We start from the raw sequence: 19,940 nt of genomic DNA, 5'->3' as shown, positions 1-19,940 counted from the left end.
TATAAAAAAAGGAGCGAGATATCGCTCCTTTTTTTATATTCTCTTTAACAGCATCTCGAAACTTTACCGCCCTTCGCATTAAATCTTGCTTCTTGCGCTTCGGCAAAAAATTGTTTTCGAGATAATACAATTTCATTGGGATGTTGTTGTTTCATATGAGCAACATACTTCTCATAGCTAGGTACACCAACAAGCAGACTAATAAACTGTTTTCGGTATCTCCACATGCTTATTATCGTTTTAAGCATAATGCTGTACCTCACTTTCATCGCGTGGAACATACGCCGCTTCTTTTAATGGAGTTGCTTTATTGTTCAATACTTGTATCCATATTCTAATAGACGATATCAGTACCGCGATTACAACAAGCATGAAGATTCCACAAAGCGCCGCATCAATATAATCATTAAAAATAATTTGTTTCATTTGTGCTACGTTTTTCGCCGGTGCTAATAGTTTCCCTTTATCTAGTGCACTTTGGAACACTTTTGCATGGGAGAGGAATCCAATTTTCGGATTTTCATGAAATAACTTTTGATAGCCAGCTGTCATTGTAACAATCAGTAACCACGTTGTCGGAATGAGTGTCACCCAAACATATGCCTTTTTTCCCATTTTAAACAAAACAGTCGTTCCAAGTAATAATGCAATACCAGCTAACATTTGATTTGCGATTCCAAAGAGCGGCCATAGCGTATTGATACCGCCAAGCGGATCAATTACCCCTTGATATAAGAAATATCCCCATCCTAGAACACACAACGTTGTTGCAACAATATTGGAAAGCATAGAATCTGTTTGTGCAAATGGTTTATAAACATGCCCTAAAATGTCTTGAATCATAAACCGACCAACACGTGTTCCTGCATCAATAGTTGTTAAAATGAAGAGTGCTTCAAATAAAATTGCAAAGTGATACCAAAATGCCATTAATGCTTTTCCGCCAATTACTTGAGAGAAAATATGAGCCATCCCAATCGCGAACGTCGGTGCCCCGCCTGTACGAGATAATATCGTTTGTTCTCCTACATTTACGGCCAGTTCTTTCAATTCATTTGGCGTCACAGTAAACCCCCAAGAACTAATTACTTGTGCGGCTTGTGTTACATCCGTTCCAATGACTGCCGGAGGGCTATTAATTGCAAAGTATGTACCTGGCGTTAGTACACAAGCTGCAATCATTGCCATTGCTGCAACAAATGATTCCGCGAGCATAGCACCGTAACCAATTGGCTTTGCATGTCCTTCCCTTTCTATCATTTTCGGGGTCGTACCAGAAGAAACAAGCGCATGGAAGCCAGATACAGCTCCGCAAGCAATTGTAATAAATAAGAATGGGAATAAATTCCCTGCAAATACTGGGCCCGTTCCATCAATAAATTTTGAAACTGCCGGCATTTGTAAATCTGGTGCAACAATCACAATACCGAGCGCTAAGCCAACAATTGTTCCAATCTTTAAAAACGTACTTAAATAATCACGCGGTGCAAGTAATAACCAAACAGGCAATGCAGAAGCAATAAATCCATAAATAATAAGCATAATTGCAATTGTTTCACCTTTAAATGTAAACATAGTAGCAAGCGTTGGATTTTCGGCTACATACTGACCCGCTACAAGCGATAAAAGAAGTAAAATAATACCGATAACTGAACCTTCTCCAACACGACCTGGACGAATGTAACGCATATATACACCCATTAAAATTGCAATTGGAATTGTTGCGGCAATCGTAAACATTCCCCACGGGCTTCCTACAAGCGCCTTCACCACAACAAGAGCTAATACCGCTAATAAAATAATCATAATTCCCAAAATACCGATCATCGCGATAAAACCTGTTACTGGACCAATCTCTTCTTTAATCATTTCACCAAGCGACTTCCCATTGCGACGCATAGACGCAAATAAAATCACGAAGTCTTGTACAGCTCCAGCTAACACAACTCCAACAATAATCCAAAGCGTTCCTGGTAAATATCCCATCTGTGCAGCTAAGATTGGACCAACTAACGGTCCTGCTCCAGCAATTGCAGCAAAGTGGTGCCCAAATAAAACCCATTTGTTTGTCGGAACATAATCTTTCCCATCATTCAAAAGCTCTGCCGGCGTTTTTCGATTGTCGTCCAATTCAAAAACTTTTCTAGAGATAAATCTACTATAAAAGCGATATGCGACAGCATATACGGACACAGCGGCAACAAGCAACCAAACTGCATTAATTGTTTCACCGCGAGATAACGCTAAAACAGCAAATCCAGCCGCTCCTAAAGCCGTAATCACACCCCAAAGTAAAATAGATTTCCATGCTTTCAACAAAAATCCCCCCTAATGTTATGCCTTAGAGGGAATTGTACTAAATTTTCAGAATAGTTAAATATAATATTCCTTATGATGAAGGTTTTCTATTTTAACATGTCCAAATTCTTCCACAACCTGTTACAACTCAATTTTATTTCGAAGTCGTTTTACATAATTTCGACTAACAGGTATCGGCTGGTTATCATACCTTTCCAAATATAAGTTATACGTTCCGTTATAATAAGGCTTCAATTCACGCACATATATAACGTTAATGAGATAACTTTTATGGACACGTAAAAAATCGTATACCGCTAACTTGCCTTCTAATTCTTGCAATGTATACGTTGAGATATATTGATTATCAGTTGTGTAAATTGAAACTGTTTTATTTTCTTTATTCTTACTTATGTATACAATATCGTCTGGAAGAATATATGTAATTCCTTCATGACATTCAATCGGAAGCTTTTGCAATCGATTCTTCTCTCGTGTTCCTTTTTCTTGTTCAATACTATGCAATAAAAACTGCAAGTCCTCCTGCTCAAATGGCTGCAATAAGTAGTAAAAAGCGTGAAAACGAAATGATTTAATTGCATCTTTCATATCATTTCCTGTAAATATAATTTTTGTATGTAATGTTAATTGACGCAGTAACCCTGCGATTTCAAAACCAGTTGCATCTGGTAATTGTGTATCTAAAAAAATAAAATCTGGCGTATACTTTTTTGCTATCTGTAGTGATTCCATTCCTGTTTTCGCTTCAAAGCATTCCAAATTTTTTACATGTTCTTTGAAAAAATTTATTAATTGTCCTCTGTTTTCTTCTTGTTCATTTACGATTAAAATTTTCATGTCTGCCCAACCACCTAATCCTTTTGTCCATACGCCTTGTTGTATACATTCGCTTTTTTCGAAATAATCCCTTTTTATAAACCATTTTTCTATCAAATATAGCATGTTTTTGTCAGAAAACAACGAAAAGGAAGCTTTACACAGCTTCCTTTTCATTATATTAATTCTTGTTGTTTTGTTTCTTTTCCAAGCACAAGCACAGCAAGAGCACCAATTACAATAGCTGCACAAAAGATCGTAAAGACAAAAGAAAGAGAAGCATGCATGGCTACGAGATAACCAACTAATAGTGGCCCTAAAATACCACCGATGCGGCCAAATGCTGCTGCCATACCAGCTCCTGTACCACGAATAACTGTCGGATACTGCTCTGGCGTATACGCATATAATGCTCCCCAAGCTCCTAAATTAAAGAAAGATAGCAACATACCTGTAATCATTAACGTGAGAAGTGAGTCTGCTGCCCCGAAGAAATATGCACTGCATGCTGTTCCAAGTAAGTATGTGATTAACACAAACTTTCGACCAAAGCGTTCAATAAACCAAGCAGCTGTAAAATAGCCTGGAAGCTGTGCAAGTGTCATAATTAATACGTATTCAAAGCTTTTAATCAAGCTAAATCCTTTTAATACTAGTACACTTGGAAGCCAAAGGAACATTCCATAATAAGAAAACACAACACAAAACCATAAAATCCAGAGCATAGCAGTCGCTCTTCTGTGCTCCTGAGACCAAACAGCCTTTATGTTTGCAAATACAGATTGTTTTTGTTGTACTTTTTGAAATTGTGGTGAATCTGGCAAACCCCAGCGTAAATATAATGCATAAAAAGCTGGAATTGCACTTAAAACCATCGCTGTTCGCCAACCGTATGTCGGAATAACAAAATATGAAATAAGCGCAGCAATTAACCATCCACCGGCCCAAAAGCTTTCTAATAAAACAACAATTTTACCACGTTCATGCGCTGCAACACTTTCAGATACAAGTGTTGATGCAACAGGTAACTCTCCTCCGAGTCCCATTCCAATGAGAAAACGAAATACAAGAAATACAGTTAATGTTGTTGATAAAGCCGTTAAACCGCTGCCAACAGAAAATAATAATAATGTAATAATAAAAACAGATTTACGACCAATTTTATCTGCTAATATTCCAAATATAAGTGCTCCAACTGCCATTCCAATGGAGTTAATACTACCTATCCATCCCATTTGCTGTGCACTAAGCTGCCATTCTTTTTGTAAAGCAGCAATAATAAACGAAAGAATCCCAACATCCATTGCATCAAATAGCCAACCAAGCCCAGCAATTCCGAGAAGCTTTCGATTCGAGATTTCTGTAACTTTCCCCACTAGAGGTCCTCCTTACAAAGCTGTCTTTACACTTCATTTTACATATGTATATTACATAAGTAAAATACTTTTTTCATTGCATACTAAAGAAGACAAACTACCTACATAAACCTTATCCTTCCCATGAAAAAACACCTCATACATAGGTGTTTTTTCATGGGAAAGATGCATTACATATACAGACTTGCATAGAAAAAAGGTAGCAAAATATCGCTACCTTTTCGAACGAACCACTTCTTTTAAAAATTCAACTAATACAAGCTGACGACGCCAGCGTGTTGGATTGCTGCATAAACGATAAAACCATTCTAAATGAATAGCTTGAATCCATTTCGGGGCACGCTTTACTTCTCCTGCCCAAACATCAAAACTTCCTCCAACACCAACAGCTACTTTTGTACTTAAACGATGTTTATTATGCTGAATAAAATTTTCTTGTCTTGGAAATCCAAGTGCAACAAGCAAAATATCTGGTTTTGCTTCTTGAATACGTGCAATAATTTCTTCTTCTTGCTCTTGTTTAAAATATCCATCTTGTGTACCGACAATAGATACTGCTGTATATCTTTCTGTTAAAGTTTGAGCGGCTTTTTCTATAACGTGCGGCTTTGCTCCAAGTAAAAAGACAGATATCGATTTCTTCTCTTGTGATAATGTTTTAAATAAATCACTCATCAAATCAAAACCTGCTACACGCTCTTTTAACGGTGTACCTAGCATGCCGCTTGCTTTTACAACGCCAATGCCATCTGGTGTAATAATATCTGCCTGAAGAAGCGTTTCATGGAATTTAGCATCCTTTTTTGCACACATCACAATTTCAGGGTTTGCCGTTACAACTTGAAATGTATTCTCGTGTTCCTTTTCTAGCTGCTGCATCATATATCGAATCGTTTCTTCCATTGTCATCGTTGAGAAGGGCACACCTAAAATATCAATTGTTTGCACTGCCATACTTAAAATCCTTTCTATTTCAAATATCTTTTCTATTTCTATAAGGTTCAAACAGTCAGTCTAACTTCTCTGATTTAGCTAAATATGTTACTGCCTGTTTGAGCGGGATAAAGTAAAACTTCCATCAGTGAACATTTTCACTAATGATTAGCCCTGCTAATCCCTAGAATTTCACATGATAATTTAGCATAAGAGTTACTGCGATAAAAGCTTTTCATACGCTTTATGCGTATCTTCATACACCTTTCGTAAAGAAAAATGAGAAGACGCATGCCTATACAAACGCTCACCCATCTCCGCCAATTCACCATTCTTCCATTTTTCATACGCTTCCTCTAACGCATGAGCAAGAGCTGAAGCATCGCCAGTTGGAATAATCCAGCCATATGTCTCATCAACAATGAGCTGTGACATATCACCAACATCTGTAGCAATAGACGTTAAACGTTGGTTTGCAGCTTCTAATAAAACGAGCGAGAAACTTTCACTATGAGATGTGAGTAAATTAATATGTGCCGATGCATATAATTCTTTCACATCTTGACGATGTCCTAAAAATAGTACTTTATCTTCTATTCCTTTTTGTTTCACCATTTCTTTTAATTCATTCTCAATCGGTCCATCACCAAGTAACAATACTTTTATATTTGGAATCGTTATGTTTTGCAATGCCTCAAATAATATTTCATGTCCTTTAACTGGATGAAGACGCGCTACTTGAATTGCTGTAAATACGTCTGCTTGTATACCGAATTGTTCCTCTAAATTATAAGGATTTGCTGGTGTAGGATCATATTCAATTCCATTATAGATTGTACAAATTTTCTCCTCTGGTACACCTAGTGTTACCGTATTTCTCTTAAAACGTTCTGTAATTGCAAAAAACAAATCAATCTTCTTAAACGAACGTAAATTTAACTTTGTAAAAATCCAGCCTTTTAAACCACGTTGCATAAAATCCAGCGTTGGATCGCTGTGAACTGTTGTAACCCATTTGGCATTGATCTTTCTTTTTAATAGGGAAAGATAAAAATTTGCTCTTGCTCCGTGTGTATGGACGATATCAAAACGTCCTTCATTAATAAAAGAACGTATTTTTGAAAGAATAGATATATCATAACGAGATGATTGTAAAAAAACGTGTACTTTTATCCCTAACGCTCTCGCTTCGTTTGCTATTGCCCCTTCTTCAAATACTGCTAATTCTACTTCATCTTTCGGAAATTGCGACAAAAGTGAAATAATATGCGTTTTTCCGCCGCCTGTTTCTGCTCCAGCATTCATATGTAACACTTTCATCTTTTTCTTCCTCCATCAATATATTTTCTCCTTGTTTTACTATAACAAAAAATAAAAGCTAACATAATGCTAGCTTTTATTTTTCCATCATTCTATTTCTAAATCAACGATTAAATATGCTAATAATACAGCAAAATAAATACTTACCCCTGGTGCTGTTAACACGTGGCCTGCTGTAAAAGCAATTCCTAACGCTAACGCAAGACCAGCAGCTAGCAATGCATACTTGACCGTAAACACGTCACGAAATCTAGTTATTAACACCATTACTATTCTCAAACCATAGTATACAAGCGGAATCATAAGAAAAATGAAACCGATGATTCCAAATGCGTAAAACCAATCATGGAAGTCCATTTCAATTAATTTTGGATATTCTTTAAAGTTTCCGCCATATCCCATACCCAGTAACTTCTGAGACATAGGTGCTTGTTTATAAAAATCTACATACATCTGTGCAAACAGTTCACGTCCGCTAAAAATAAGAGCTTGTGTTTCAGCTTTCTTCTCTTCTTCTTTTTCTTTTTTAATCTCTTCTTTCGTCACATGCCCTTTTTTATGTTCTTTCGCTTTTTCTTTCTCTTGTTCTTTTTGAACTGCTTGCTTTTGTTCAAAAATTTGAACGTGAAGTCCCATATTTTTATATATTGGGGAGAATGGCATATACCCTAATACCCCCGCAAATACAACTGTTGCAATAAAACCATTTAACAAATATGGTTTTTTCTTACGATCTTTACGTTGTAAAAATGCTTGCACAAAGCACATAAAGATGGCAATAGCAAATGTACCTAAAATAGATCCAAGTCCCACTTTTGTACCAACCGCAAATAGTGAAAATACCATTAAAAGAGACGGAATCCAAAAATAACTCTTTGCTAGACTCGTTGTTTTTTCGATAGAGTATAAAATTACTATCGGGCAGATGATCGCTAAAATAGATCCAAGTTCATTCCCTGCATAAAACCATCCACGGGAACCTTCTTTTACAAATTCATAACTATTGTAATCTGTTCCGCTTGCGATAGACACGACCATAATCACATTCATAATTAAAGCTGCATATGCAATATAATTTCTCATCTTTGTATGAATTGTTTCTTTCACCTTTAATGACTTAAATGCAAGAATATAACAGCTTATCATGACAAATGGGTATAGCGCCTTGGCAATAAATTTAATATCCTCCGTTTGTAACATCGGATGTTTGACCATTTTATTATTTATAAACCCTAATCCAAGAACAATTCCTAATCCGAGTAAATATATAACATATTTTCTATTTTCCCTAGCACGCGCTTGCATGAGAAGATAAATACCGCCAAGAGCCATGACGAATAAGCGCGATATAATTCCAATCGTCGCATCAATTTTGAGCACTAAAATGCAAAGTGATGTCAGCAAATCTATAATTGGCTGCAATATAATAAAAATCAATAGAAAGTGCTCAAATTTATAGCTTAAACTATTGTTATTTAACATCTTTAACCCCCATAAATATTGTTACTATAATCTAAATAATAAGTATTTGTAAATATCCTAACTCGTCCCAAATATTTATTATAGCATAATTTATCAACGGACTAAGTAGTATTTTCTTATCATTTTAGTCAAATGACGAAATATTCTATAATACTATTTTTATTTATCCCGCTATTCATGGGCGGTAAGACCCCCACTTATAGAAGTTTAACTTTATGCCCCTCCCTTATCGTTAAATGGCATTTTCAAACGCTTTCTTTCCGTATTCTTTCACTTTTTTTACATGTAGCGAAACAGGAATTGTTATTTTCATAACTTTAGTGTATATTCTTTGCTGGAACATCATTAGAAAGAAGGGATCGGAGCGATGTTTTTAATTGACGTATTTACATTTCTCGGCATTATCGCAGCTGCCATTTCTGGTACATTAGTAGGTTTAAAAAAAGAACTTGATTTATTTGGTGTCCTTTGTTTATCTGTAGCAACTGCACTTGGCGGCGGGATAATTCGCGATGTTATGATTGGAAACTTACCTCCAGTTGCATTTGTTCAACCCATTTACTTTTTCATTAGTATCTTAGCAGCATTATTTACTTGTATGTTTTTTGAACGGATTCATAAATTACAAGTTGTTATTATGCTCTCAGACGCTGTTGGTTTAGGTGTATTTACTGCAATTGGGGCAAATGCAGCCATTACCCATCATATGAATGCTTCTTTCTTAGTTGTTTCTATGGGAGTAATTACAGGCATTGGCGGTGGCATTTTGCGCGATATTTGCGCTCAGGATATCCCATATGTCTTTCGTAAAGAAATTTATGCAATTGCCTCCATTCTAGGTGCAATTAGCTTTCTTATTACGTATGAAATGGGATCACACGTATTAGCTTTCTATGTTTGTTTATTTGTAACATTTACTATACGTGTTGTAACTTTTATCTATAATGTACATTTTCCAGTCTTTTTTAAGACACATGCAAAAATTCATAAAAGTAATTGATATATTTCCATAGAAAAGAGAATTCTACCATGAATTCTCTTTTTTTATGCCATTAACATCCTTTAAATTTTATATAACAATATGGAGAAAAACAGAAAAAATAGCTATAATAAATGAAATACCAACATTGCAAGCGCTTTATAGGGAAAACTTCTATCAGCAAGGGCTTCCATATTTAAATTTTGAGATGGAATCTTACTGCTCCGGGATAATAGGATAAATATATACAGGGGGAACAATTATGCTAAGTCTTTTTAAAAAGGAAGGCAATCAAACAAAAGAAAAGAGTATAAAAGAGAAAAGTAAAGGTCAAACAGTAACATTTTTTGTACCCGCAGATTCTGATTTAGCAGTACAGATGGAAATGCTGCATGTAGCAAAAGAGGATTTACAGATTATAAAAGTACTACAACCTTTTATTTATGAACAACTTGATTGGATTACAAGGAAATTCTATGAGAATATTACAAAACAGCCACACCTCATACATATTATTGAAAAATATAGTTCCGTTCAAAAATTACAAGCAACATTAAAAAAACATATTGAACAATTATTTAGCGGAAATATTGATGAAGAATTTATTCAACGCCGGGTTCAAATCGCGCGGAGACATGTAAAAATTGGTTTACATAGAAAGTGGTATACATCTGCATATCAAGAATTATTCCGTTCCATTATTAAAATTCTAGAAGAAAAATTCACAAAAATGGAAGATTTCAGCTGTGCTGTTCACGTACTAAACAAACTCTTTACACTCGAACAGGAGATTGTTTTAACGGCATACGAACAAGAATATGAAGCAATTCGAAAAAAACATGAACAAGAAAAAGAAGTTGCCCAAATGACAATTAGTCATATTGCCCAAGAACTTGCTGCTGTATCAGAAGAAACAGGTGCTTCTATTCAGCAATTAACAACACAATCAGAAAACATTATTGATATTGCAAAAACAGGTACATCATTAGCAATACAATCAGAACAAAAAGCAACTCAAGGAAAACAGCAGCTTCATATTCAAAATCAACGAATGGAAAGCATGCAAGGCAGTATGCAAACAATTATTCAAGATACACAAGAACTACGAGTTATTTCGAAAAAGATTAACGAAATTATTGATATTGTAAAATCGATTGCGGATCAAACAAATTTACTTGCTTTAAATGCAGCGATTGAATCTGCACGTGCAGGTGAATTTGGAAAAGGATTTGCCGTTGTAGCAGGAGAAATCCGCAAGTTATCCGAGCAAACAAAAGAATCCATTTCAAATGTAACGAAGCTTGTTGAAAAAACAAATGAACAAATTACACACGTTTCATCTTCTGTTGAACAAATTAATAACCTTGTCTCTGAGGGAACAAATAGTATGAATGAAACCGATAACTATTTTGAAGAAATTGTAAATGATATGTTTAACTCAAAAGAACAAAATCAAAAAATTGAAAATGAACTTGAATTAATTACACTTGTGATAAAGACAATCGAAGATGCATCTGCAAAAATGGCCTTAACAGCTGATAGTTTAATGTCCGAATTAAACCGATAAGTACAACTCCAAAAAGACCTACAGTATACAATAATAAAAAAGAATCCTACTTAGAGGATTCTTTTACTTTTTAAAAAACAGCTTTTGACAATATTGATATACTATATATACTCCATAGCTTTGCAATATCAATAAACTAGGGACTAGTATGCTATCATATACAATACGCGTATTCATAAATCTTGCAAATAAATAACCTACTATAACGAATAGAAACAGCATATAGCTTCCATTTCCCGATTTTTGAAATAGAAGATGTAACATAGCAATTGCTACAAATATTGTAATCATTATATATATAAGGTAGCCACCCTTTATAAGGGTGCTTTTTATTTCTTGTTTCTGTAATTTTTCTAAACTCTTTTGAATAGAGGCAAACTGATCTATCTCTATTTCTTTCAATTTTTTATTTATAAGATCCACCGTATACCCTTTTTTCTCTCGTTCTGTTGTTTTTTCATTTCCTCCTACTAATACAGATTGAACATACCGGTCATTTGTAAATGTATATTGTAAACTACTTGACTTTGCCAACGCGTAACTTACTCCGTATTGGACACCATAAAATATAACGCATACACCTACTATTTTAAGAAGCATTTTTTTTCGTTCTGCACTTTGCAAAACTTCCACCACTACAAGGTACATAACAAGGACTATAATCAAAAATAAACCTAACGGACGAATCATATTACTAAAGGCAAATAAAGAAGCGGCCGCTCCCCACATATACGAGTGACTTAAACCTTTATGTATAAGTAAATAACATGCAAAATAAAATAAACATGTTGCTAAATGTTCATTTGTTAACACGGAACAAAGTACAATATTAGGAATATACACAGCATACAACATAGCTGCAATTCGGCCGCATTCTTCATGAAATAGCGTAGAAGCAAGCTTGTAAATAAAAAAGGCTGTAGCCCCGCAATATAAGATATTACATATCTTTAATACAAACATTGCATCTCCAAAAAGACGAATAAAAAAGGATTCGTACATAATAAAAGGTGATTGTACAAAAGCTTCTAGTCCGCTAAAGCTAGTATTTCCTTGCCCAATTTGCTTAGCGGCCTCATACATCACCTTCGCGTCACCTTCAAGTGGGGATCCCATCGACACAATTGCTAGAAAGCGAAGTACCACAGTACTGGAAATAAGAAAAAGAATAAATTGTTTACTCGTAAATCGATATTGTAAAATAGATGTAGCCAGCAAAATTAAAACGATACAAACACCTAATACAATTATTAAACTGGAAGAGCTTATATCAAAAATATTGCTTACCTCTTCAAAAGAATACCAAAATGAATATAAAAAAAAGAGGAACATGAGTCCAACTACTATCTTGTTAAAAAAAGAATGAAAGCCTATCTGTACATTACTCATAATTCTATTGTATGGCACCTCTTTTTCCCTTTGTTAAAGGATATATTTCCTTTAACTTTATATTTTTAACAAAACGATTTTATCACGAATAAAAGGCGTGCTGGTAGCCTATTTCTATGACAAAGCTAGTAACATCACATATTCTCCTTGCAATGTAAGCGAAATCTCTTTTACACTACAATCTATATAGAGTGAAACTTTTGTTCATTAATTATTATAAATAATGAACAGAACAAATCGAGTTCTTATGGATATCATTAGAACAAAACAAACAGGAGTAGATAATATGGAAAAGAAATTTATGAGAGAATCCAGGGCGATAAAAACAACACGTGTTTTTCCAAATGACTTAAACAACCATCAAACATTATTTGGCGGAAAATTATTAGCAGAAATTGATAGTATTGCTTCTATCGCAGCTGCACGTCATAGCCGTAAGCACTGTGTGACAGCTTCTATCGATTCTGTTGACTTCTTAACACCAATTCATCAAACTGATTCTGTTTGCTATGAAGCATTCGTTTGTTATGCAGGAAGATCTTCTATGGAAGTATTCGTAAAAGTCGTGGCAGAGGATTTATTAGCTGGTGAACGCCGCATTGCTGCTACTTGTTTCATTACTTTTGTGGCATTAGAGGACGGAAAACCATCCTCTGTACCAGGTGTAATTGCTGAAACAGAAGAAGAACACTGGCTATATAATACAGGCGCCGAGCGTGCCGAAAAACGAAAAATGAACCGATTAAAAAGTAAAGAAATGGCAGAAGTACTAACAATTCAAAAACCATGGAATGTATAATTAAAGAAACCACCATCCTCTATTGGGATGGTGGTTTCTCATACTTCTTCTTATCTTCAATATGACATTTAAAATCCGTTTTCATGAATGATTATTCCCATAAGTTGCTTTAAAAAGTTTACGTACGTTACACTGATAGCGGTATATATCCTTTTTAAAAAAATTTGCTCATAACATGAAATAAATCGTATAATTACAAAATGTGTAATAGATAAAACACAAATCATATACTCAATAAAATTATGTATAGAAGGGTCTAGTTATGCAAAAATCACTATTTAAAAACATTTTGTATAAGCTTACACTGAATATCTTTAACGTTATTCTCCCCCTGCTCGTTGGACCATACGCTTATCGAGCGCTTGGAGCCGATTCAATGGGGACTGTAAACTCGGCTGATACAATTTTCAATTACTTTTTCATTTTTGCTGTATTTGGTATTTATCAATATGGATTAAGAGAAATTAGCTTAATAAAAAATGATAAAAAGAAAGTAAGTCAGCTTTTTACAAACCTTTACCTTATTAATTTAACGACAAGCTTGCTTGCTCTAGCAGCCTTCTTATTATTTAGTTACATCGGTTATGGAAATGAAAAAATATTCCCTGTTTTAGTTATTTTCGGATTTAACTTCATTGCAAATATGTTCTATGTAGAATGGGTAAATGAGGCTCATGAAAACTATGATTTTATTGCGATAAAAACAATCTGTGTCAGATTAACTTACGTTGTACTATTATTTATAATCGTTCATAATGCAAACGACTATAAACAATTTGCAGCATTATTAGCTCTTTCAACATTTTTAAATCATTTTTCTAGCTTTGTATACATTAAGCGGAGAGTAAAATTTGATTTCTCTAATATTAGAATCGTTCCGCACTTAAAACCATTACTATTAGTTGTTATTTTTTCAAACGCAAATATCTTGTATACACAATTAGATCGTTTTTTACTTTTTCAAAATTTAGGTGCAAAATATGTCGCTTATTACGTAATGGCTTTTCAAATGATGACGATTATTAATACGCTCATGGTTAGTGTTATTCAAGTTACGATTCCTAGGTTATCTTACTTATCTGGAAATGCCGATGAAAAAGAATATGAAACATTATTAAATAAAATTTCAAAAGTATATTTTATTACACTCTTCCCATCTGCAATGGGGCTTATTCTAATTGCCCATGCAGCTGTCGTTATTTACGGTGGAGCGGAATTTGCATCTGCTGGGGATACATTATCTATTTTTGCTCTATACATGGTTTCCTTAGGCATCGAGTCGATTCTATCGAACCAAATTATTTATGTGAAGAAGAAAGAACATATTTTAGTTCGCTTTTTATTCATATGCGGTTTCACAAACCTTGTATTAGATATCTCATTAATTATCTTTCATGTCTTCACACCAGCAACTGCTATTTTCACAACAACAATCGCAAACTGCTTATTAATTGTTTTAGAATATGTGTATGTGAAAAAGAAATTAAAAGTAAATTACACATTGTTTGATATGGGTAAATTAAAATATTTATTCTACTCACTAACATTTATTCCGTTAACATTTCTTGTAAAGATGTATTTCAAAAATACACTATCATTTGCTGTTATCACAATTGCGATAAATATATTTGCTTATGCCCTTATCCTATTGATAACAAAGGATGAAATTCTCTTTATGTTTTTAAATAAAATAAAATTAAGATTTAAAAAGGCGTAATAAATTATGAGGAAAGGATACTGCATCTTTTCCTCAATTCTCATGCAAACGAAACTTCTTAAAGGAGCTGTTACGATTGAAATTCTCTTTAATCATGGCCACTTGCGGCAGACGTGATGATATTATAGATTTACTAAAATCGTTAGAAAAGCAAACTTACAAAAACTTTGAACTTATTGTAGTCGATCAAAATGACACACCAATCTCTGATTTATTTGAGGACTATAAAGAAAAATTTTCAATCAACTATATATACACACCGATTAAAGGTCTATCCCGTGCACGCAACACAGGATTAAAAGTAGCTGATGGCGATATTATTGCTTTTCCAGACGATGATTGTATTTACGAAACAAATGTATTAGAAAGCATCCAAGAAGCGTTTGAAAAAAACAAAGACATTCACTTTATCTCTACTAATACAACAAATGTAGAAGGGACAGGCTCTTTAATACACGCGCCAGAAACAGATATCATTTTAAATAACAAATATGGCTTTATGGGACCTTCCTTTGCACTATTCTTCACGAAGCAATTTGTACAAGATGTAGGCACATTTGATGAAGACTTAGGAGTTGGATCAGGAACGATTTATGGAGCTGGTGAAGAAACGGACTTTGTACTTCGCGGTATGAAGAGTGGATATACAGGTGTATTTAAGAGAGACCTTTTCGTATATCACCCCGTAAAAGAAGAAGTCATTAATGAGCAATCATTAAAAAGAGCAATTTCCTATGCTGGAGGTTTCGGCAGAGTCATTCGCTTGCATTATGGATTCCCTTATTTTTTACGTGCCGTTGCTGCAGCTACATTCCGTACGGTGCAAAACATCTCTAACGATAAACGAAAATTCCATGCAAATCGCTTAAAAGGAATTGTGAGAGGGTACTTTAAATAAAAATAAAGTGCAACTCCCATCAGTGGGGGTGTCACTACCCGCGAATAGCGGGATAAAAGAAAAAGCAACTGGTCCTGCGTTGGACAGTTGCTTTTTCTTTATAGGGTTTTAACTTACAAAAAACAAGGGGATTTTTTATAATCTCCAAACAATTGATGAATAACATAATGATTATCATCTTGGTATAAAGCACGTATTATCGTATTTATCATTATATTTATCCATCTATACACTGTTTATATGACCTTGTTAACGAAAGTGTATAATATATAAAAGAAGTCAACTATCGATTTATCTTACAACAAAATTACATTATTGTAAGGTACATCGATAGTTGCAACAATTCATATTTTTCCTTAGTACAACATAAAGTGAAACTTCCATCGGTGGGGGTCTTACTGCCTACGAGTAGCGGGATGATTTTTCCCACAAAGTTACATCTCCCATTCATACGGAATACGTGATAATTTAAAGATAAAAGATAGCTTTATATTTAAGAATTTAGTATCATGATTCAAGATACTATTTCAAACAGGGCGGAGGACACTATGAGCTTATTAACAGTTGAAAGCCTAGGTCATACCTTTGGCGATCGTACATTATTTAAAGATGTATCAATGCGTTTATTAGCAGGAGAACATGTTGGCTTAGTCGGCGCAAACGGCGTTGGTAAATCAACATTTATGAATATTATTACAGGGCAACTTATTCATGATCAAGGACGTGTAGAGTGGACACCAGGTACGCATTACGGATATTTAGATCAACACACAATTTTAACGCCCGGAAGAACCATTCGTGAAGTATTAACAGATGCGTTCTTACCGTTATTTGAGAAAGAAAAAGAGTTAAATACAATTACTGAAAAAATGGCAACGGCATCACCAGAAGAATTAGAAGTACTACTTGAACAGATGGCAGAAGCGCAAGATGCACTTGAAGCAGGTGGTTTCTATTTATTAGATATTAAAATTGAAGAAGCAGCACGCGGTCTTGGAATTGATGCAATTGGTTTAGATCGTGATGTTTCGGCATTAAGTGGTGGACAACGCACGAAAGTATTGCTTGCTAAACTATTACTTGAGCAGCCAGAAGTGCTATTACTCGATGAGCCGACCAACTATTTAGACGTTGAACACATTCAATGGTTAACAAACTATTTAAAGGAATATCCACATGCGTTCCTTTTAATTTCCCATGATACAGAATTTATGAACAAATGTGTCAATGTTATTTTCCATCTGGAATTCTCAAAAATGACACGCTACACAGCAACATATGAAAAATTCTTAGAACTAGCAGAAATCAACAAAAATCAACATTTACAAGCATATCAAAAACAACAAGAATTCATTAAACAGCAAGAAGATTTTATCGCACGAAATAAAGCGCGTTACTCAACGACAGGGCGTGCAAAAAGCCGTCAAAAGCAGTTGGAGCGTATGGAGCGTATTGATCGTCCAGAAACTGCTATGAAACCTGAGTTTTCTTTTAAAGAGTGCCGTGCAAGCAGCCGCTTTGTCTTCGAAGGAGAAGACGTAGAAATTGGCTATACACACCCTCTATTACCGAAATTAACAATGACAATTGAACGTGGTGAGAAAATTGCCATTGTCGGATGTAATGGTGTCGGAAAATCAACATTACTCAAAACGATTCTTGGAAAAATTAAACCGCTAAACGGGAAAACAAGCCTTGGTGATTTCTTAGAGCCAGCTTATTTTGAACAAGAAGTAAAAGCAGAAAACATTACACCAATTGATGATGTATGGAATGCGTTCCCACACTTAGATCAACATCAAGTACGCGCAATGCTTGCGAAATGCGGTTTAAAAAATGAGCATATTTCTCGTCCATTGAGCCAACTAAGTGGTGGCGAGCAAGCAAAAGTTCGTTTATGCAAATTAATGGCAACAGAAAGTAACTGGCTATTATTTGACGAGCCAACAAATCATCTTGACGTAACAGCAAAAGAAGAATTACAACGTGCTATGAAAGCATATAAAGGCACAATCGTTCTTGTTTGCCACGAACCAGACTTTTATGAAGGTTGGATTACAAAAGTTTGGAACGTAGAAGAATGGGCAGAAAAAGCTGCACAAAAATAAAGTGAAACTTCCATCAGTGGGAGTCTTACTGCCCGCGAATATCGAGATAAAAAAATGCCTCTTGTATTAGGAAAATTATCCTATACAAGAGGCATTTTTTATATTCAGTTAAAATGAGGCTTATTCAGAATACTGCCAAACTCCCTTATTATTGAAGTAATGCCATTTGCCATCAATAGGCCACCAACTTGTTACCATGTAATCAAAATCCGGGTCTAAGTAATACCATACCCCACCATCTTTTAACCAGCCAGTATGCCCTGTTCCATTTGAATTGAAATACATCCAGCCATATCCATCATATACCCAGCCTGTTTTCATTACTCCACTTTTCGTATCTAAATAATAAAAGTTATATCCATCATGCACTTCACCTGTGTGCATAAAACCTAGTTCTTGATCTAAGTAGTACCAACTTCCGCCATTAAGGAGCCAGCCTCTTTTTTGTACTCCACTTTGTTCAAAATAATACCATGAATATCCATCAAAGAACCAGCCTGTTTTCATTGCCCCACTTGTTTCATCTAAATAATATGTATTGTAACCATCTTTAAGCCAACCTGTTTGCATATACCCTGTTGACTTATCCATGTAATACCATTGCCCGCCGTCTTTAAGCCAACCAGTTTTTTTTGCACCATTTTCATAATAAAACCACAATCCATATTCCTTTACCCAGCCGCTTTTATTTTGCACAACTTGTTGCACTGTTCCTGCTTTACTTATACTTTCAGCTTGTACATTTCCTCCATATAAAGCAGTCAGCATGAATAGACTAGCAAATAAATAGATTGAAAATATTTTTTTCTTCATCTGACAATCCCCTAACAAAATTATTATTATTTCTTCTTATTTTATCAATATTCACTTGGCAATTCTATCTTTTTCACGAAATCAAACTATTTTATGCTACATTTATACTTAATGAATAATTACTATTTTAAAGATAAAATTTATTTGGGGGAATAAAGTTATGAAACGAGTTGTATATCTGGATTGGTTACGCGTTATCGCCACAATCGCTGTTATCACAATCCATGTTTCTGCCTCAGTTGTAACAATGAATTTATATGATCATCACCAGTCATTCTGGCTAGCAGGAAATCTATTTGAAAGCCTCTCGCGCTTCACTGTTCCTATGTTTGTTATGATTAGTGGTGCACTATTATTAAGCAGTTCGAAAGACATTGAATACAAGCAATTTCTTTGGAAACGTGTAAATAAAGTATTTATTCCTTTAATTGGATGGAGTATTATTTACTTCATATATTGGTGGTATTTCCGCGGTACTTTTGATTTTTCTATTAAAACTTTTATAAAAGCATTTCTAAAAAACGGTATTAGCTACCATCTATGGTTCCTTTATATGATAGTAGGTTTATATTTAATTACACCATTGGTGAAAATTTTTGTGAAGCATGCTTCTCGAAAAGATATTCAATATTTTCTACTTCTTTGGTTCTATGCATCTATTATTGTGAAATGGATGAATCATTCCTTTGGTTATAGCTTTAACGTTGAATTATATTATGTATCAAATTATGTAGGTTATTTTATCCTAGGATACTATTTAGCAAATTACGAAATCACACCAAGATGGAGAAAGTTAGCTTATATAGGGGGGCTACTAGGGGTATTTGCTACATTTGCATTAACATATTACTATACAAGAAAAGCCGGTGGGCAACTGGATGAATACTGGTATGAATATTTCTCACCTAACGTATTACTCGTGTCAATAGGACTGTTCATCTTTGGAAAATACAACATATCACGCAGAAAAGAGCGGCTATCTCCTATTGGAAATATCATCAATGAAACAAGCTTTGGTATTTACCTTGTTCACATGCTTATACTTGTTATTTTTGAACATAATCTGTTCCAAACTATTGGAAATGCAATGCACCCAATCTTCTCTATCCCTTGTAGGGTGATCATTACGTTAATCATAAGTACCATGATTGCATGGGTTTTGAAAAAGACTCCAGTTCTAAACAAGCTTGTTCCATAATTGCACAAATAATGGTAAATAAAATTTACTATATGCGTAGGCTGTTGAGAGTTTCTTCTTAACAGCCTATTTTCATATTTGTACTGCTAATAACCTTCCAACGACAGACGTTTCACTTTATGAATATAAAACAGAACCGTAAGTAAAAGACTGTGTGATTTCAAGCTCTTTTTTGAAAAACATTTTACCTGACTATAAAAAAACAGTATCCTTATATATGTATACT

16 protein-coding genes and 1 pseudogene are annotated in these 19,940 nt (G+C 34.6%); 8 read left to right on the top strand and 9 right to left on the bottom strand.

Annotation, left to right across the window (positions count from 1 at the left end; genetic code table 11):
• Positions 1-44: 44 nt before the first annotated feature.
• The 7 genes from WAX78_RS09790 to WAX78_RS09760 all read right to left on the bottom strand — a co-directional run bounded on the left by WAX78_RS09790 (position 45) and on the right by WAX78_RS09760 (position 8,246).
• Positions 45-248: a YbdD/YjiX family protein gene (locus WAX78_RS09790; RefSeq protein WP_336482094.1), complete on the bottom strand. Its 204-nt coding sequence runs from the start codon at positions 246-248 to the stop codon at positions 45-47.
• Positions 241-2,316 carry a carbon starvation CstA family protein gene (locus WAX78_RS09785; RefSeq protein WP_336482093.1) on the bottom strand — a complete coding sequence of 692 codons (2,076 nt, stop codon included), beginning with the start codon at positions 2,314-2,316 and terminating at the stop codon, positions 241-243. Before WAX78_RS09785 ends, WAX78_RS09790 begins: the two co-directional genes overlap by 8 nt.
• 123 nt (positions 2,317-2,439) lie before the next feature.
• Positions 2,440-3,156: a LytR/AlgR family response regulator transcription factor gene (locus WAX78_RS09780; protein WP_336482092.1), complete on the bottom strand. Its 717-nt coding sequence runs from the start codon at positions 3,154-3,156 to the stop codon at positions 2,440-2,442.
• Between the two features lie 155 nt (positions 3,157-3,311).
• Positions 3,312-4,511, bottom strand: a complete 1,200-nt coding sequence (locus tag WAX78_RS09775) for an MFS transporter (RefSeq protein ID WP_336482091.1) — start codon at positions 4,509-4,511, stop codon at positions 3,312-3,314.
• Between the two features lie 213 nt (positions 4,512-4,724).
• Positions 4,725-5,465 (bottom strand): WecB/TagA/CpsF family glycosyltransferase, encoded by a 741-nt coding sequence (locus WAX78_RS09770; RefSeq protein WP_336482090.1) that lies wholly within the window; start codon positions 5,463-5,465, stop codon positions 4,725-4,727.
• A gap of 195 nt (positions 5,466-5,660) precedes the next feature.
• Complete coding sequence (locus WAX78_RS09765; RefSeq protein WP_336482089.1) at positions 5,661-6,764, bottom strand: glycosyltransferase family 4 protein; 1,104 nt, start codon at positions 6,762-6,764, stop codon at positions 5,661-5,663.
• An 87-nt stretch (positions 6,765-6,851) separates the two neighbouring features.
• Positions 6,852-8,246, bottom strand: a complete 1,395-nt coding sequence (locus tag WAX78_RS09760) for an O-antigen ligase family protein (protein ID WP_336482088.1) — start codon at positions 8,244-8,246, stop codon at positions 6,852-6,854.
• A 367-nt stretch (positions 8,247-8,613) separates the two neighbouring features.
• Between WAX78_RS09760 and WAX78_RS09755 the strand changes: the two genes are divergently transcribed.
• The 3 genes and pseudogenes from WAX78_RS09755 to WAX78_RS25165 all read left to right on the top strand — a co-directional run bounded on the left by WAX78_RS09755 (position 8,614) and on the right by WAX78_RS25165 (position 10,792).
• Positions 8,614-9,246 (top strand): trimeric intracellular cation channel family protein, encoded by a 633-nt coding sequence (locus tag WAX78_RS09755; protein WP_336482087.1) that lies wholly within the window; start codon positions 8,614-8,616, stop codon positions 9,244-9,246.
• Positions 9,247-9,487: 241 nt separating this feature from the next.
• Positions 9,488-10,036, top strand: a pseudogene (locus WAX78_RS25170) (protoglobin family protein); the annotation flags it as partial.
• Positions 10,037-10,090: 54 nt separating this feature from the next.
• Positions 10,091-10,792 carry a methyl-accepting chemotaxis protein gene (locus WAX78_RS25165; RefSeq protein ID WP_413789188.1) on the top strand — a complete coding sequence of 234 codons (702 nt, stop codon included), beginning with the start codon at positions 10,091-10,093 and terminating at the stop codon, positions 10,790-10,792.
• A gap of 63 nt (positions 10,793-10,855) precedes the next feature.
• Here the strand turns inward: WAX78_RS25165 and WAX78_RS09745 are convergent, their stop codons facing one another.
• Positions 10,856-12,010: an ArnT family glycosyltransferase gene (locus WAX78_RS09745; protein WP_336482085.1), complete on the bottom strand. Its 1,155-nt coding sequence runs from the start codon at positions 12,008-12,010 to the stop codon at positions 10,856-10,858.
• 457 nt (positions 12,011-12,467) lie between these two features.
• On the opposite strand from WAX78_RS09745, the gene WAX78_RS09740 reads away from it, so the two are divergent.
• From WAX78_RS09740 to WAX78_RS09725, 4 genes are all read left to right on the top strand, one after another.
• The gene (locus WAX78_RS09740; RefSeq protein ID WP_336482084.1) at positions 12,468-12,980 is read left to right on the top strand and encodes an acyl-CoA thioesterase; all 513 of its coding nucleotides are present in this window, start codon (positions 12,468-12,470) and stop codon (positions 12,978-12,980) included.
• A gap of 262 nt (positions 12,981-13,242) precedes the next feature.
• Complete coding sequence (locus tag WAX78_RS09735; protein ID WP_336482083.1) at positions 13,243-14,697, top strand: oligosaccharide flippase family protein; 1,455 nt, start codon at positions 13,243-13,245, stop codon at positions 14,695-14,697.
• Positions 14,698-14,773: 76 nt separating this feature from the next.
• Positions 14,774-15,595, top strand: a complete 822-nt coding sequence (locus WAX78_RS09730; protein WP_336482082.1) for a glycosyltransferase family 2 protein — start codon at positions 14,774-14,776, stop codon at positions 15,593-15,595.
• Positions 15,596-16,104: 509 nt separating this feature from the next.
• Positions 16,105-17,703: an ABC-F family ATP-binding cassette domain-containing protein gene (locus WAX78_RS09725; protein WP_336482081.1), complete on the top strand. Its 1,599-nt coding sequence runs from the start codon at positions 16,105-16,107 to the stop codon at positions 17,701-17,703.
• A 120-nt stretch (positions 17,704-17,823) separates the two neighbouring features.
• Here the strand turns inward: WAX78_RS09725 and WAX78_RS09720 are convergent, their stop codons facing one another.
• Complete coding sequence (locus tag WAX78_RS09720) at positions 17,824-18,516, bottom strand: N-acetylmuramoyl-L-alanine amidase family protein (protein WP_336482080.1); 693 nt, start codon at positions 18,514-18,516, stop codon at positions 17,824-17,826.
• A 160-nt stretch (positions 18,517-18,676) separates the two neighbouring features.
• On the opposite strand from WAX78_RS09720, the gene WAX78_RS09715 reads away from it, so the two are divergent.
• Complete coding sequence (locus WAX78_RS09715) at positions 18,677-19,714, top strand: acyltransferase (protein ID WP_336482079.1); 1,038 nt, start codon at positions 18,677-18,679, stop codon at positions 19,712-19,714.
• Positions 19,715-19,940: the final 226 nt, after the last annotated feature.

The organism is Bacillus yunxiaonensis (genome assembly GCF_037104695.1).
GTDB lineage: Bacteria > Bacillota > Bacilli > Bacillales > Bacillaceae_G > Bacillus_A > Bacillus_A yunxiaonensis.
The sequence above is the reverse complement of the archived record's forward strand: the minus strand, read 5'-3'. Positions and strand labels throughout refer to the sequence as shown.

What these genes read in the sequence shown, in the direction of transcription:
- WAX78_RS09725 (WP_336482081.1), top strand. Translation starts at nt 16,105, where the DNA reads ATGATTCAAGATACTATTTCAAACAGGGCGGAGGACACTATGAGCTTA.
- WAX78_RS09760 (WP_336482088.1), bottom strand. Translation starts at nt 8,246, where the DNA reads ATGTTAAATAACAATAGTTTAAGCTATAAATTTGAGCACTTTCTATTG.
- WAX78_RS09765 (WP_336482089.1), bottom strand. Translation starts at nt 6,764, where the DNA reads ATGAAAGTGTTACATATGAATGCTGGAGCAGAAACAGGCGGCGGAAAA.
- WAX78_RS09770 (WP_336482090.1), bottom strand. Translation starts at nt 5,465, where the DNA reads ATGGCAGTGCAAACAATTGATATTTTAGGTGTGCCCTTCTCAACGATG.
- WAX78_RS09720 (WP_336482080.1), bottom strand. Translation starts at nt 18,516, where the DNA reads ATGAAGAAAAAAATATTTTCAATCTATTTATTTGCTAGTCTATTCATG.
- WAX78_RS09755 (WP_336482087.1), top strand. Translation starts at nt 8,614, where the DNA reads ATGTTTTTAATTGACGTATTTACATTTCTCGGCATTATCGCAGCTGCC.
- WAX78_RS09740 (WP_336482084.1), top strand. Translation starts at nt 12,468, where the DNA reads ATGGAAAAGAAATTTATGAGAGAATCCAGGGCGATAAAAACAACACGT.
- WAX78_RS09735 (WP_336482083.1), top strand. Translation starts at nt 13,243, where the DNA reads ATGCAAAAATCACTATTTAAAAACATTTTGTATAAGCTTACACTGAAT.
- WAX78_RS09780 (WP_336482092.1), bottom strand. Translation starts at nt 3,156, where the DNA reads ATGAAAATTTTAATCGTAAATGAACAAGAAGAAAACAGAGGACAATTA.
- WAX78_RS09790 (WP_336482094.1), bottom strand. Translation starts at nt 248, where the DNA reads ATGCTTAAAACGATAATAAGCATGTGGAGATACCGAAAACAGTTTATT.
- WAX78_RS09715 (WP_336482079.1), top strand. Translation starts at nt 18,677, where the DNA reads ATGAAACGAGTTGTATATCTGGATTGGTTACGCGTTATCGCCACAATC.
- WAX78_RS25165 (WP_413789188.1), top strand. Translation starts at nt 10,091, where the DNA reads ATGACAATTAGTCATATTGCCCAAGAACTTGCTGCTGTATCAGAAGAA.